The following is a 13,411-nucleotide window of genomic DNA, read 5'->3' on the forward strand; positions in this document are numbered from 1 at the left end:
CAGGAGGTTGTATGTTTCAGCGCATTATTCAGTTTGCTGTCGCCAATCGCCTGTTATTGGTATTGGCTTTATTCAGCATCAGCATTGCGTCATTTTTTATTATTCCCAAACTTAAACTGGATGCCTTTCCCGATGTTACCAACGTTCAGGTAACGGTAAATACGGAAGCACCAGGATTAGCAGCGACCGAAGTCGAGCAGCTTATTACCTATCCGATAGAGTCGGTGATGTATGCCCTGCCCGACGTCAAAGAAGTTCGGTCAATCTCAAAAACAGGTTTATCGGGCATTACCGTGGTATTTGACGAGAGTGTCGATATCTACTTTGCCCGGCAACTGGTATTCGAGCGGCTGCAAGCGGCAAAGGAGTTGATTCCAGAGGGAGTCGGCACGCCCGAAATGGGCCCTAACTCTTCCGGTCTCGGCCAGGTTTATCAGTATCTGCTACTTGCCGAGCCGGGCTCTGGTGTCAGTAGCATGGAGCTACGCAGTCTTAACGACTATGTGGTTAAACTGCTACTGATGCCCGTTGAGGGAATTACCGAAGTCTTGTCCTTTGGCGGTGAAGTTAAGCAATATCAGGTTAACCTCAATCCCGCCAAGCTGCTGTCTTACGACCTTACCCAGCAAGACGTCATGGGCGCGGTCAACAAGAATAACGGTAACGTTGGTGGTTGGTATATGCCCCGCGGTCAGGAGCAGTTGGTTATTCGCGGCACCGGCTGGCTGGAAAGCGGTAAAAAAGGTCTACAGCAGATACAACAAATACCGCTCAAAACCGTTGACGGCGTTTCCGTAACACTGGGCCAGGTTGCCGACGTCGAAATCGGCAGTGAAATTCGCCAGGGAGCGGTCTCAATGTCGCGTAAAGTCGACGGCGAGGTCAACCAGCTGGGCGAAGTGGTGTCGGGTATTGTGCTCAAACGCATGGGCTCGAATACCAAAGCCACCATCGACGGTATTAAAAAGCGCATTCCGCTTATTCAGCAAGCATTACCCGAGGGTGTTACCTTTGAGCCGTATTATGATCAGGCCGATTTAATACAAAAAGCCGTATCTACGGTCGCGTATTCACTGCTCATTGCCTTTGTGTTTATTATCGCAGTATTAGCACTGTTTTTGCTCAACATACGCGCTACTTTTTTAGTGTTACTGTCCATTCCCGTTTCTATCGCCATTGCCCTGATGGTAATGTCCGCGATGGGCATGTCGGCTAACCTGATGTCGCTGGGCGGGATTGCTGTTGCCATTGGTATGCTGGTCGACGGCTCCGTGGTGATGGTTGAAAATATCTTTAAGCACTTAAGTCGTCCGGATAGTGAACACCAAGACGACGCCGAGCAACGCACAGAGCACCGCGACCCGGATCCTCAGGCAGCCGAACTCGATAGTCATGGTATCAAGCTGCGAGTTAAGGAAGCGGCTAACGAAGTGGCACGACCGGTATTCTTTGCCGCCATGATTATCTTGGTGGTCTTTATGCCACTGTTTAGTTTTCAGGGTGTTGAAGCTAAATTATTTGAGCCCATGGCTATCAGTATTATGCTGGCCATTATCTCCGCGGTTTTTGTGGCCATCATGGTTGTACCGGCATTAGCCAGTTACTTTTTCAGTCGGGGTATTAAGCCTCGTGAAAATAAGCTGCTTAAACCACTAGATAATGGTTATAAAAGACTATTATCGGTGGCGTTACGCAGTAAAAAGGCTGTTATTGCCCTGGCCGGTGTGCTGTTTGTCGGCGCTTTGGTGTTAGTGCCTCGTCTCGGCACAGAGTTTGCGCCCGAACTGGAAGAAGGCACGATTAATATTCGCGTGACATTAGCCCCCTCCTCTAACCTTGAAACGGCCTTAGAGGTGGCTCCGAAGCTTGAAAAAATCCTGATGTCGTTCCCGGAAACCACCTACGCACTCAGCCGCATTGGACGAGCCGAAGTGGGCGGCGATCCAGAGCCTATCAGCAACATCGAGATATATGTGGGTCTTAAGCCGCAGTCTGAATGGACAACAGCATCGGATCGCTACGCCTTACAAGAAAAAATGGAGGCAAAACTAGATGATCACCCAGGCTTGTTGTTTAATTTTTCACAACCTATTGCAACACGGGTTGATGAACTGCTCTCAGGTGTAAAATCGCAGCTAGCCATCAAACTATTTGGACCCGAGCTTGACGTGTTGGCCCGTAAAGGCCAGGAAATAGAAAGTGCCGTCAAGCAAGTTGACGGGGCGGTTGCTGTAGCGATGGAGCAAATAAAAGGTGAAGCACAACTCGTGGTTTCGCCGAAACGCCAGCAACTCTCACGCTACGGCTTAAATGTCACCGATGTACTGAGCGTTGTCGACAATGGCTTGGGTGGCGCTTCGGCAGGCCAGATCATTCGCGGTAATGAGCGCTATGATATTTACGTGCGGCTGGCCAAGCAATTCCGCGATACGCCGGAGTCTATTCGTTCGTTACGCCTGTTAACTCCCTCAGGGGCCTGGGTAACCTTAGGCGAAGTCGCCCACGTCGCAATTGAATCAGGACCACCGCAAATCCGTCGTGATGACGTACAGCGTCGCGTTGTGATTCAATCGAACGTTCAGGGTCGTGACATGGGTAGCGTGGTTGCCGATATTCGGAAGGCGATTGACGAGAAGGTGGATTTACCAACCGGTTACTCAGTCGATATTGGTGGCCAGTTCGAAAGTCAACAACGAGCACAGGAGCGCTTGTCCATTGTCGTTCCCATATCGCTGGCACTCATCGCCCTGCTGCTTTATTTTGCTTTCGGCACCATGGGTCAAGCCATGTTGATTTTGGTGAATGTACCATTGGCAGTCATCGGCGGTATTGTGGCACTCTATGTGTCAGGACAGTACTTATCGGTGCCCAGCGCCGTGGGTTTCATCACACTGTTTGGTGTGGCGGTACTAAACGGTGTGGTTCTGGTCGAGAGTATTAACCAGAGAATAACCGATGGGCATGCGGTTAATGATGCCGTGTTTGATGGCGCGTGGTCGCGACTACGCCCGGTATTAATGACAGCAATAACCTCAGCGTTAGGACTCATTCCCATGCTGTTTGCAACCGGTGCAGGGGCTGAAATTCAACGCCCACTGGCTACCGTCATTGTTGGTGGTTTGGTATCAGCTACTCTGCTGACATTGGTTATCTTACCCGTGCTCTATCCTTGGTTTTCGAAACAAAAAATTAAGGATCTGAGCCGTTAGGGTTCAATAGCATTTAAGGGGGCGGTTATTGTCGCCCCCTTTTATTAAAAGGGTAAGCGGATTAAATGGTTGATCTTACCTTTGCATGAGAGTGAGGCAAACCGGCATCTCATCGGATTATCTGGTTGGCACTCCAACCTACTGCTGATGCATGCTTCCCTCGCTAATTCCAGCAAGAACCCCACACGCCTTAACTTCCCGGTCATCGTTGCAACGCGCTCTTAGTGAAACGAGTTGTTTCTCAAGCGCCTGTAGAGCGGTTATCTGCGAGCGCACATGAGAGATGTGATCATCGAGCAAGGCATTGACAGCGGTACAGGACTGATGAGGGTCGTCCTGATAGCGCTTTAGTTCGTGAATTTCTGCCAGTGACAGATCCAGGATGCGGCAGCGACGAATAAAGGCCAGCCGCTCAACGTGTTTCTCGGTATAGACACGGTAACCGTTCTCCTGCCGACCAGGCGGCGGCAACAAGCCCTGCCGTTCGTAGAAGCGGATCGTCTGTGTATCTACCCCTACTGACTGTGCCAACTGACCAATACGCATCGGGTTCCTCCGCAACGGATTCTCTACGCTATTGACATTATAGCTACTATATAGTTTTAAATGAAAACCCGATCACATTCAAGTGGAGTCATATCATGAGTAAAAACTGCGGAGGCCCCTGTGGCGACCATGCAAGGCCTGCGGCGGATACCGATATGCAGGCCTCCTCCGATGCGTCGGGGGAATGGGTCAGTGTTTATGCCGTGCCGAAGATGGACTGTCCATCAGAAGAGCGCATGATTCGCCTGGCCCTGAACGGCGTTGAGGGGATTCGGGCACTGTCCTTCGACTTGTCGAACCGCCGGTTGAAGGTCGTGCATGACGGTGAGGTCGAGCCCGTCACCTCGAAACTGAAGACCTTGGGGCTAGGCGCCTCGCTTCAGGAAACCGTCGCTGCAAATCCGGAGACCATCAAGGCCGCCGAGTTTTCGGCAGCTTCTGCTAAGCAAGAATCCGGGACCCTGCGCTGGTTGCTCGGCATCAATGCACTTCTGTTCGTGGTGGAAATGACTGCCGGTCTGATCGCCCGGTCCACCGGCCTGATTGGAGAATCCCTGGACAATTTTGCCGATGCGGCGGTGTACGGGCTTGCCCTTTATGCGGTTGGACATAGCGTGAAAATGCAGGTACGTGCCGCGCATCTTGCTGGTGTACTGCAACTGATCTTGGCTGTGGGCGTACTCATAGAGGTGGTGAGACGCTTTGTATTCGGTAGTGAGCCTGAATCGCTGGTGATGATGGCTATCGCATTCGTCGCATTGATTGCCAATACCAGTTGTCTGCTGCTCATATCCAAACATCGGGAGGGCGGGGCGCACATGAAGGCAAGCTGGATATTCTCGGCCAACGACGTGGTGATCAACCTGGGGGTCATCACCGCCGGCGCTCTGGTCGCGTGGACCGGGTCCAATTATCCGGATCTGATTATCGGCACCATCGCGGGGGTAATTGTACTTAACGGTGCTAGACGCATTCTGGCGCTCAAGGATTAAGCAATGTCCATTTTTGGCAAACATCTGTCACCGTACGCTCTGTTGTCCATATCGGGCCTGCTGGCAGCGTCTGATCAGGCCATAAAATGGCTGGTGCAACAATCAATGGCATATGGCGAGTCTATTTCAGTGACCTCATTCTTTAACTGGGTACACGTATGGAATACCGGTGCCGCATTCAGTCTTTTTGCGAATGGTGGAGGCTGGCAGCGCTACTTTTTTATCGGAATCGCGGTAGTGGTCTCGATTTTTCTGATCAAGCTGATCCTTGAAAATCGTCATAAAGGAGAAGCCATCGCTTACAGTCTTATCCTCGGTGGCGCCATGGGCAACCTAATTGACCGGGTCTTTCGCGGCTATGTTGTGGATTCCTTTGATTTCTATTGGCGAGACTGGCATTGGCCGGCCTTCAACCTGGCTGATATTGCAATTGTCCTCGGTGCCTTACTTTTAGTTTCCAGCAGCTTGTTGGGTAAAAAAGCAAACACCAATGCCGAGTCGGATGGATCTGACTGACACCTACGCCTATACAACACCATGACCGAACTTCCCGACAACATCCTTCACCTGCCGCAATACCAAGTACTGGGCTGCAAATCAACCGACGACGAAATGCACTTCCAGGTGGACGTGCCCGATCCCATCGCCTGCGAGGAATGCGGCGTGCAGGGTGAGTTCGTACGGTTCGGCAAGCGTGACGTTCCCTATCGTGATCTGCCCATCCACGGCAAGCGGGTCACTCTCTGGGTGGTCCGCCGCCGATACACCTGCCGGGCCTGCAAGACAACATTCAGGCCCCAGCTACCGGAGATGGTGGACGGATTCCGTATGACACTGCGGCTGCATGAGTACGTGGAGAAGGAATCCTTCAACCACCCCTACACCTTTGTGGCGGCACAGACCGGCCTGGACGAGAAGACGGTGCGCGACATCTTCAACGCCCGCGCCGAGTTGCTGGGGCGCTGGCACCGCTTCGAGACGCCCCGCATCCTGGGCATTGACGAGCTATACCTGAACAAGCGCTACCGCTGCATTCTGACCAACATTGAGGAGCGGACCCTGCTCGACCTGCTGGCCACCCGCCGCCAGGACGTGGTGACCAACTACCTGATGAAGCTGAAAGACCGGCAGAAGGTCGAGATCGTCAGCATGGACATGTGGAACCCCTACCGGGCAGCGGTCAAGGCTGTGCTGCCCCAGGCCCGTATCGTGGTCGATAAGTTCCATGTGGTGCGCATGGCCAACGATGCCCTAGAGAGAGTGCGCAAGGACCTCAGAAAGGAGCTGAAACCGTCCCAGAGCCGGACTCTCAAGGGAGACCGGAAAATCCTGCTGAAACGCGCTCACGAAGTCTCAGACCGGGAGCGCCTCATCATGGAGACCTGGACAGGCGCGTTCCCGCAACTGCTGGCCGCCTACGAGCACAAGGAGCGCTTCTATGGCATCTGGGACGCCACCACACGGCTCCAGGCAGAAGCCGCCCTGGACGAGTGGATAGCCACCATCCCGAAGGGCCAAAAGGAAGTCTGGAGCGATCTGGTCAGGGCAGTGGGAAACTGGCGCGAAGAGACCATGACCTACTTCGAGACGGACATGCCCGTCACCAACGCTTACACGGAGTCCATCAACCGACTGGCCAAGGACAAGAACCGTGAAGGGCGCGGTTACTCCTTCGAGGTGATGCGGGCACGAATGCTCTACACCACGAAGCACAAGAAGAAGGCACCGACTGCGAAGGTCTCTCCTTTCTACAAGAAAACCATCGGTTACGGACTGCCGGACTTCGCAGAGGAACTCAACTACGGAGTCGATCTATCAACCATCTGAGGGTGGTATCAGATTGATGGGGTGAAGGTGCCCCATCAACCATTAAATCCGTATACCCAAAAAAACTAAAGTTGTATACAAAGCTCTTTAATAGCAGCGCTTGTAGAGCTTGTATATTCAACTTTTACCCCCCTTAAATATCCTAACTCTTTTAAAAATCAGCTCTTATAAACGGTTAAAAAGCCATCAAAAAAAGTTGTCCAGTTTTTCAAAATTTAAAATATATTTTCAATTTTTATGAATTTTTAATCTCACAATTAGAGATGCTAATCCTCCAGCGACTATAATGCGTATATAGATGTACCATTTTTAAGTAAGGAGACGTCACTATGAGTCAATCAACTCAAAAAGCCACGCTTTACAGAATGTCGACACCTGACCACCAATGCCCTTTTGGTTTAAAAACCAGGCACTTACTTAAAGCCAACGGTTACGATGTGGACGACAACCTGTTGGAAAGCCGAGAAGAAACCGACAAATTCAAGAAAAAGCACGACGTCGATACCACTCCACAAGTGTTTATTGGTGATAAACGTATCGGTGGGTACGAGGAGGTTCGAGCCTTTCTTGGAAAGCCTCTTCCTGACCCTGACGCAACCAGTTACCGGCCCGTTATTGCATTATTTATTATGACGGCACTCCTCTCTGTAGCCACGTCGTGGTTGTCTTTTGGTCGCGTATTTACCGTACAAACCATCGAGTGGTTCATCAGTTTCTCTATGGTGGTTCTGGCCTTGCTCAAACTCCAGGACGTAGAGAAATTCTCTACCATGTTTCTCAATTACGATCTTCTCGCCAAAAAATGGGTGCCTTATGGCCGTATTTATCCCTATGCCGAAGGCTTGGCGGGTCTGTTAATGGCAGCCGAATTCGCCCATGTCATATCCATACCCGTCGCATTATTCATCGGCATCGTAGGCTCTATATCGGTGTTTAAAGCCGTTTATGTCGACAAACGCGAGCTAAAATGTGCCTGTGTCGGTGGCTCCAGTAATGTGCCGTTAGGCTTCATTTCGCTCACTGAAAACCTCATGATGGTCGCTATGGCTGTCTGGATGTTTTTTACAATGAACTAGAAAAAGAGCGCATAGCGCTCTTTTTCTTAACGCTTTTTACGTAAAAACAAAATCTCACCAGCGGCAATCAATGCCATACCGATAAGAGACGCCCAAATCACCAGCGGATCGCTCGTCCATTTCACCCATATAAAAGCGACTAAAACGATGACGTCTAGCGTGATTGCGCTGACAAGTATGTAAATATTGGCATTCACCTTTTGCCTTAGATGCCGTAATACGCCCCAGTGGATCGCAATGTCCATCACGATATAAAAAATAGCGCCCAGTGACGCAATTCGACTCAAATCGAAGAATGCCGCTAAGATCATAGCCATAACAATGGTGTAAACCAGCGTATGCTTCTGAATGGAACCTGGCATGCCAAAATGACTGTGTGGAACAAGCTCCATATTGGTCAACATGGCTAACATTCTTGAAACGGCAAACGCGCTGGCAATCACTCCTGATACCGTTGCTACAATTGCAAACGCAACCGTCACCCAGAGTCCAGTTTCACCGTAGACGGGTCTGGCTGCTTCAGCAAGCGCGTAGTCTTTCGCTTTCACAATCTCATCTATGGACAGGCTCGAGCCAACCGCCAGAGTGACCAGAACGTATATTAACGCGCAGATAATCAGCGAAATAATAATGGCACGCCCGACATTTCTCTTAGGCTCAACAATTTCACCGCCACTATTGGTTATTGTTGTAAACCCTTTGTACGCAAGTATGCTTAAAGCAATCCCCGCTAAAATACCGCCACCCGTAGCTTCTTCTGGAATAGCCGATATCGATTCAAACTGAATGCCTGAGGCCCACAAACCACCAGCCGCTAAAATGACCAACCCTAAAGTCTTAACAAAGGCCATAAAAAATGAGAACGTTTGAATAAACTGATTACTCAAAATATTGATAAAAAACGCAAAGACCAGCAAACCCACCGCCAACAAAGGGATAAGCCACTGCGCTTCAAAAGAAATTAACTGGCTGGTATAAGACGCAAATGTCCGAGCGACTAAACTTTCATTAATCACCATAGAAAAGTACATCAAGAGTGCGAATATCGCCGTCACACTTCCTTTTCCATAAGCTTTACTGAGGAACATCGCAATACCGCCCGCTGACGGATAGGCTTTCGCCAACTTAACGTAAGAGTAAGCGCTAAAGCCGGCAATGATACCGCCGCACACAAACGCCAGGACAAACCACTCTCTTGCCAGCTGAGCAACTTGTCCGGTCAGTGCAAAAATACCAGCGCCAATCATCACACCAGTCCCCAGCGACACCGCCCCCCAAAGACTCAGGCTGCTTTTCTGATAGTCCTGATGTCCGTGTTCATGATCGTGTTCTGCCATAATCAGCTCCTGTGATTGAACTCAGTTGGACCAATGGATCCGGATAATTTTCCAGCCAGACTCAGTCGTATTTGATACGGTTACGGTTTCATTCATCGTTAAATCAACCTCACGCCCGTTATACTCCCCGGAAACGCTATACCGAGAAGTGATCACAGCAAGGCCATCGGCTTCTTGTACTGTCCTTTCAAGCAACTGTGAAGGAACCGCCTGGCTAAACTTAATATCTGACTTAAGGTGATGAGCACTGTACTCGGCCAAGGATCGTTCAACACCACCACCTTCAAAGATAAACACATCATTGGAAAGCACATCTTTAACGACTTCCGTGTCACCTTCAGTCAAAGCCGTTCGAAACCTATCAAGCACAACTGTCGGTTCAGATAGTTTTTCGGCGCTACTAGACGCTGAAATAAACAGCACCGAAACCATAAAAACACTCATGAATAATTTCATTCTTATTATTCCTTACATTAACTAGGGGAAAACGCGCTGCTTAGCGAAGAGGCCAGGGTAAAAATAGTGACAGCCAATACCATTTCCGCCGTTATGGAGTTTTTGAGTCGCTTGGCGGCCGCGTTATCATTTAATTGCGGTACGAACTTTAATTTATGCAATGCGGCAACAAGGAGAATCAGCGCCACAAACACAAGTTTCGCTAGTAGTACCGTGTCATACGACGTAAGCGGCAGCTCTGGCATCCATCGCCCTGTTGCACTACGATACATAACCAAGCCCGCAATAAGGAGTATTGGAACCGCTGCAGACATATGCACACCAAAACGCTCCATAATGGCTTTCGCTTTAGCAAGCGGTACCGACGTTGCCAGCTTTCGCAATGAGTTAAGACTGCCGAACCAAACCCAAGCGACTAACAAGTGTGTTAAAAGCGCTAGCTTTCCCCACCAGACGGCATCACTACCGTGGCCGATACTTAAAAAACTCCATCCCATGAGTCCAACCGCCGCAACATGTAGCATCCACTGTATGCTTGTTACCTTAACAACAGAGTAAAAAATCCAGACAACAGCAACGGTTACCTGGAGTTGCATGAACAACCCAACAGGGCCGGTCCATATAAACTGCATGTAGGTCGTGTCAATCATGCCGGCAAAGCCTTCAGCAGCAAAACTACCGACTTTCAGAAAAAAATACAGAAGGCTTGCCAGTAATAGAAGCAACGCAACAAGGCTATTCTTTCGTTCAGACTGCTTTTTTAAACCGGACAAATAAACGATATAAGGCGAGGCGGTCATCACCGCGTTAAGCCAGAATATAAAGGCCAACGTTAAAACGCTGGCCACACTCCAAAGGGTCATCATTTCACCTCAAAGCTAAAATCACCCGATATTTTATGACTGTCCCCACCCATTGCCGTCCAATAAACCGTATAACCACCTGACGCCAAATTGTTTTTAACAGCAATTTCGTACGCTGCTTTGGGAGTCATGCTCATCGAAAAGTCCAGCGGATGCATTTTACCGTCATCTGAGTGCAGCATAATTTTAGCCAGACGAACATCACCGGAAAAATTCATCGTAATTTCCGTTGGTGACTCGGACAAAGTCGCACCGTCCTCCGGGCTACTGGATGTTAGGCCGACGTGAGCGCTGGCCCATGCACTAAAAAATAACGTGGTACCGAAGGCTAACTTAAGTATGTTTTTCATGTTGTTTCCTCTTTGTTTATTATCAATTAAAACCAAACTCTGGCCCCAAGGACCACGCCTGTTTCTGCGGTGTCCTCACCCATTCGTTTCATTTCATCTGCCGTGTTGCCTAACGCGCCGTTCCAATAAACACCAATGTAGGGTGCAAACTCACGACTGATTTCGTGACGATAACGCAACCCCACACGCAAGTTGCTCAAGCCACTTTGCCGTTCATATTTGTCTGAATCTGTCAGATTGGCTGTAAACTCAATGCGAGGCTGTAAGTACGATGTTTGCGTTAACTGCCACTCATATTCAGTTTCGCTGACAAACTGGACATCGCCTTCTTCGTTCACCATCAACGAGTTGTCCATTTCAAACCAATACGGAGCCAGCCCCATGAAGCTAACAACGGCATAATTTTCCATAGAGGCATCGGACGATAAGGAGCCTCGCGTACCAACACCGGCCTGAAACGACCAAAACGGAGACATCAGGTAGCCGTATAACAACTCAGCACTTTCCAAGTCAGTGGGCTCTCCGTCATCTTGAATATTTTCCCCCTCACTTTTGAAGACAAACCGATGATAATCACCACCGTACCAAGCCATCATGTCCCAAACGGCAACGTTCTCTTCCTCGTTGGTTCGCGTTAACTCCAACCGATCGAACAGTACTTGCCCGGTGTAATATTCTTTGACGGGTTCAGGCCAGTCCTCTTTCGCATGTCCGGCGACTGCTAAACCTGGCAACAACGCCGCACCCACTAATAATGATTTACCGTACATAATTGTCCTCCTTATGCGACATTGACCACACGGAACATACCCGCTTTCATGTGATACAACAGGTGACAGTGGAACGCCCAACTACCCGGCGCGTCTGCCGTTATCAATAACGACACTTTTTCGCTCGGCTTCAGGCTAATCGTATGTTTGCGTGGGCGTGGATACTGTCCGTTTTCAAGTTCCATCCACATACCGTGTAGGTGTATGGGGTGATCCATCATCGTATCGTTTACCATCACCAACCTCAGTCGTTCTCCATGATGAAACTGAACCGGGCCATCCACTTCGGTAAACTTCTGACCATCAAAAGACCACATGTAACGCTCCATATTACCCGTTAAGTGCAGCTCTATCTGTCGTTCGGGCTCCCGCGTATCCGGCCATTCATGCGCGCCGACCAAGTCGGTATACACTAAGACTCTATGATCAACGTCTTCCAATCCAATCCCGGGTTCATGCAAACGGCTTACCGGGTTTGTAGCAATCATAGCCGCCCCGGCGCCATGTCCGGACTCACGGTGTTTGATTTTAATGTTTTCGACCGGGAGCTCTTTTTTATGTGTCATTTTATGCGTCATATGGCTGTTATTGCCGCCCATATGCTTCATATTCATGCTATTGCCTTTCATATCACCGGACATCGCCATCGCTCCCATGCCCATAGCGGCCATGCCTCGCTCAGGAACTTGCCGTAGTTCAGGCACTTCAGCCTCAAGACCAAGTTCGGGCGTTAATGTACCTCTGACATAACCACTTCGATCAAAGCTCTCAGCATAAATAGTGTAAGGCTTGTTTTGCTTAGGCTGGACAATTACATCGTAAGTTTCCGCCACACCAATGCGGAACTCGTCAACTGACACTGGTTTCACCGGTTGCCCGTCAGCGGCCACTACCGTCATTTCCAACCCAGGGATCCTCACATCGAAAAAACTCATTGCTGAACCGTTAATGATACGAAGGCGTACTTTTTCACCAGGCTTAAACAATGCTGACCAGTTCATCTGTGAATCGCGGCCATTCATCAGGTAGGTATAAGTACTGCCCGTCACATCCGCAATATCACGGGGGCTCATTCGCATTTGCCCCCACATTTCTCGTTGCTTCCAGGTTTTCTCTAACCCTTGCTGTCGCACGTCCTCGAAGGTCTCAAATATCGTACGTTTTTGATAGTTATAGTACCCCTCCGCAACTTTCAAGTTACGAAACACGGTATCCGGATCTTCGAATGTCCAGTCGCTGAGAATAATGGTATGTTCTCGATCAGCACCAATGTCTCCGTCTTTCGGTTCAATCACTAACGGCCCCAGGTGTCCCAATTGCTCCTGCAAACCGGAATGGCTGTGATACCAATAAGTTCCGTTTTGCTCGACATCGTAGCGGTATTTGAACGTTCGTCCTGGCTTTATCCCTTCGAAAGATACGCCAGGTACGCCATCCATATTCTCCGGCAATATAATTCCGTGCCAGTGAATTGACGTGTCTTCCGACAACCGGTTAGTCACATTTAGCTTTGCTCGCTGCCCTTCTTTTAAACGAATCAAAGGGCCCGGCATTTGGCCATTGATGGTTATTGGTGTTCCTACTTTATTTCCCACGAGCAGTGGGGACTTTGCAATGGTGAGATCAATCTCATCGTTTGTCAGGATCTGATCTTTAAAACTGCGTCCCTGAGGAGCAGCCCAAGTTGGGGCTACTTTGGCGATTGCTAAAGCAGACGCCATAGTGAATGCAGATTTAATAAACTTTCGACGCCCTTTGTTAAACTCATTGCTCATTATGACGCTCCTCTTTTGAGGTTAAATTTTGATAACGTTGAACGTCCTGTTCCTTACCAGACGGCTCATCAGAAACCGATGATTTAAACCCTTTAATCGCACTACCAAGATCGGAGCCCAGGGTTCGTAGCTTTTTGCTACCAAAAAGAAGGATGACAATAACTAGTAAAATTCCTAGCTGAACCATACTCAAGCCGCCAAAACCCATAT

13 protein-coding genes are annotated in these 13,411 nt (G+C 49.5%); 5 read left to right on the plus strand and 8 right to left on the minus strand.

The annotated features are described in order from the left end of the window. Positions 1–11 precede the first annotated feature (11 nt). Positions 12–3,209: an efflux RND transporter permease subunit gene (locus tag NV375_RS08055; RefSeq protein ID WP_258807650.1), complete on the plus strand. Its 3,198-nt coding sequence runs from the start codon at positions 12–14 to the stop codon at positions 3,207–3,209. A gap of 138 nt (positions 3,210–3,347) precedes the next feature. Here the strand turns inward: NV375_RS08055 and cadR are convergent, their stop codons facing one another. Further along, entirely contained in the window at positions 3,348–3,755 is a 408-nt protein-coding gene (gene cadR, locus NV375_RS08060) for a Cd(II)/Pb(II)-responsive transcriptional regulator (RefSeq protein ID WP_001219642.1), read from the minus strand. A 95-nt stretch (positions 3,756–3,850) separates the two neighbouring features. Here cadR and NV375_RS08065 point away from each other — a divergent pair, with 95 nt between their 5' ends. The 4 genes from NV375_RS08065 to NV375_RS08080 all read left to right on the plus strand — a co-directional run bounded on the left by NV375_RS08065 (position 3,851) and on the right by NV375_RS08080 (position 7,650). Further along, the gene (locus tag NV375_RS08065) at positions 3,851–4,747 is read left to right on the plus strand and encodes a cation transporter (protein ID WP_004781121.1); all 897 of its coding nucleotides are present in this window, start codon (positions 3,851–3,853) and stop codon (positions 4,745–4,747) included. A 3-nt stretch (positions 4,748–4,750) separates the two neighbouring features. Continuing rightward, the gene (lspA, locus tag NV375_RS08070) at positions 4,751–5,263 is read left to right on the plus strand and encodes a signal peptidase II (protein ID WP_004726826.1); all 513 of its coding nucleotides are present in this window, start codon (positions 4,751–4,753) and stop codon (positions 5,261–5,263) included. Positions 5,264–5,284: 21 nt separating this feature from the next. Continuing rightward, complete coding sequence (locus tag NV375_RS08075; RefSeq protein WP_000137810.1) at positions 5,285–6,574, plus strand: ISL3-like element ISPpu12 family transposase; 1,290 nt, start codon at positions 5,285–5,287, stop codon at positions 6,572–6,574. Positions 6,575–6,903: 329 nt separating this feature from the next. Next, complete coding sequence (locus NV375_RS08080) at positions 6,904–7,650, plus strand: MauE/DoxX family redox-associated membrane protein (protein WP_034732797.1); 747 nt, start codon at positions 6,904–6,906, stop codon at positions 7,648–7,650. 26 nt (positions 7,651–7,676) lie between these two features. On the opposite strand, the gene NV375_RS08085 is transcribed toward NV375_RS08080, so the two are convergent. The 7 genes from NV375_RS08085 to tatA are packed head-to-tail and all read right to left on the minus strand — an operon-like array spanning position 7,677 to position 13,409. After that, positions 7,677–8,987, minus strand: coding sequence for an APC family permease (locus NV375_RS08085; RefSeq protein ID WP_258807652.1), 1,311 nt, complete (start codon positions 8,985–8,987; stop codon positions 7,677–7,679). Positions 8,988–9,008: 21 nt separating this feature from the next. Next, positions 9,009–9,443 (minus strand): nuclear transport factor 2 family protein, encoded by a 435-nt coding sequence (locus tag NV375_RS08090; protein WP_258807653.1) that lies wholly within the window; start codon positions 9,441–9,443, stop codon positions 9,009–9,011. Positions 9,444–9,460: 17 nt separating this feature from the next. After that, the gene (locus tag NV375_RS08095) at positions 9,461–10,291 is read right to left on the minus strand and encodes a copper resistance D family protein (protein WP_258807654.1); all 831 of its coding nucleotides are present in this window, start codon (positions 10,289–10,291) and stop codon (positions 9,461–9,463) included. Positions 10,292–10,305: 14 nt separating this feature from the next. Continuing rightward, positions 10,306–10,656, minus strand: coding sequence for a copper resistance CopC family protein (locus NV375_RS08100; protein ID WP_011234483.1), 351 nt, complete (start codon positions 10,654–10,656; stop codon positions 10,306–10,308). A gap of 26 nt (positions 10,657–10,682) precedes the next feature. After that, positions 10,683–11,426, minus strand: a complete 744-nt coding sequence (locus NV375_RS08105) for a copper resistance protein B (protein WP_258807657.1) — start codon at positions 11,424–11,426, stop codon at positions 10,683–10,685. Positions 11,427–11,437: 11 nt separating this feature from the next. Beyond that, complete coding sequence (locus tag NV375_RS08110; protein WP_258807658.1) at positions 11,438–13,201, minus strand: copper resistance system multicopper oxidase; 1,764 nt, start codon at positions 13,199–13,201, stop codon at positions 11,438–11,440. Beyond that, positions 13,191–13,409, minus strand: a complete 219-nt coding sequence (gene tatA / locus NV375_RS08115; RefSeq protein WP_258807659.1) for a twin-arginine translocase TatA/TatE family subunit — start codon at positions 13,407–13,409, stop codon at positions 13,191–13,193. The genes NV375_RS08110 and tatA overlap by 11 nt, the downstream gene beginning before the upstream one ends. Positions 13,410–13,411 lie beyond the last annotated feature (2 nt).

The organism is Pseudidiomarina sp. CB1 (assembly GCF_024752025.1).
GTDB lineage: Bacteria > Pseudomonadota > Gammaproteobacteria > Enterobacterales > Alteromonadaceae > Pseudidiomarina.

Bases quoted from the DNA above. Each gene is read 5' to 3' on its own strand.
- NV375_RS08065 (WP_004781121.1), top strand. From the start codon at position 3,851: ATGAGTAAAAACTGCGGAGGCCCCTGTGGCGACCATGCAAGGCCTGCG.
- tatA (WP_258807659.1), bottom strand. From the start codon at position 13,409: ATGGGTTTTGGCGGCTTGAGTATGGTTCAGCTAGGAATTTTACTAGTT.
- lspA (WP_004726826.1), top strand. From the start codon at position 4,751: ATGTCCATTTTTGGCAAACATCTGTCACCGTACGCTCTGTTGTCCATA.
- NV375_RS08080 (WP_034732797.1), top strand. From the start codon at position 6,904: ATGAGTCAATCAACTCAAAAAGCCACGCTTTACAGAATGTCGACACCT.
- NV375_RS08110 (WP_258807658.1), bottom strand. From the start codon at position 13,201: ATGAGCAATGAGTTTAACAAAGGGCGTCGAAAGTTTATTAAATCTGCA.
- cadR (WP_001219642.1), bottom strand. From the start codon at position 3,755: ATGCGTATTGGTCAGTTGGCACAGTCAGTAGGGGTAGATACACAGACG.
- NV375_RS08075 (WP_000137810.1), top strand. From the start codon at position 5,285: ATGACCGAACTTCCCGACAACATCCTTCACCTGCCGCAATACCAAGTA.
- NV375_RS08105 (WP_258807657.1), bottom strand. From the start codon at position 11,426: ATGTACGGTAAATCATTATTAGTGGGTGCGGCGTTGTTGCCAGGTTTA.
- NV375_RS08100 (WP_011234483.1), bottom strand. From the start codon at position 10,656: ATGAAAAACATACTTAAGTTAGCCTTCGGTACCACGTTATTTTTTAGT.
- NV375_RS08055 (WP_258807650.1), top strand. From the start codon at position 12: ATGTTTCAGCGCATTATTCAGTTTGCTGTCGCCAATCGCCTGTTATTG.
- NV375_RS08090 (WP_258807653.1), bottom strand. From the start codon at position 9,443: ATGAAATTATTCATGAGTGTTTTTATGGTTTCGGTGCTGTTTATTTCA.
- NV375_RS08085 (WP_258807652.1), bottom strand. From the start codon at position 8,987: ATGGCAGAACACGATCATGAACACGGACATCAGGACTATCAGAAAAGC.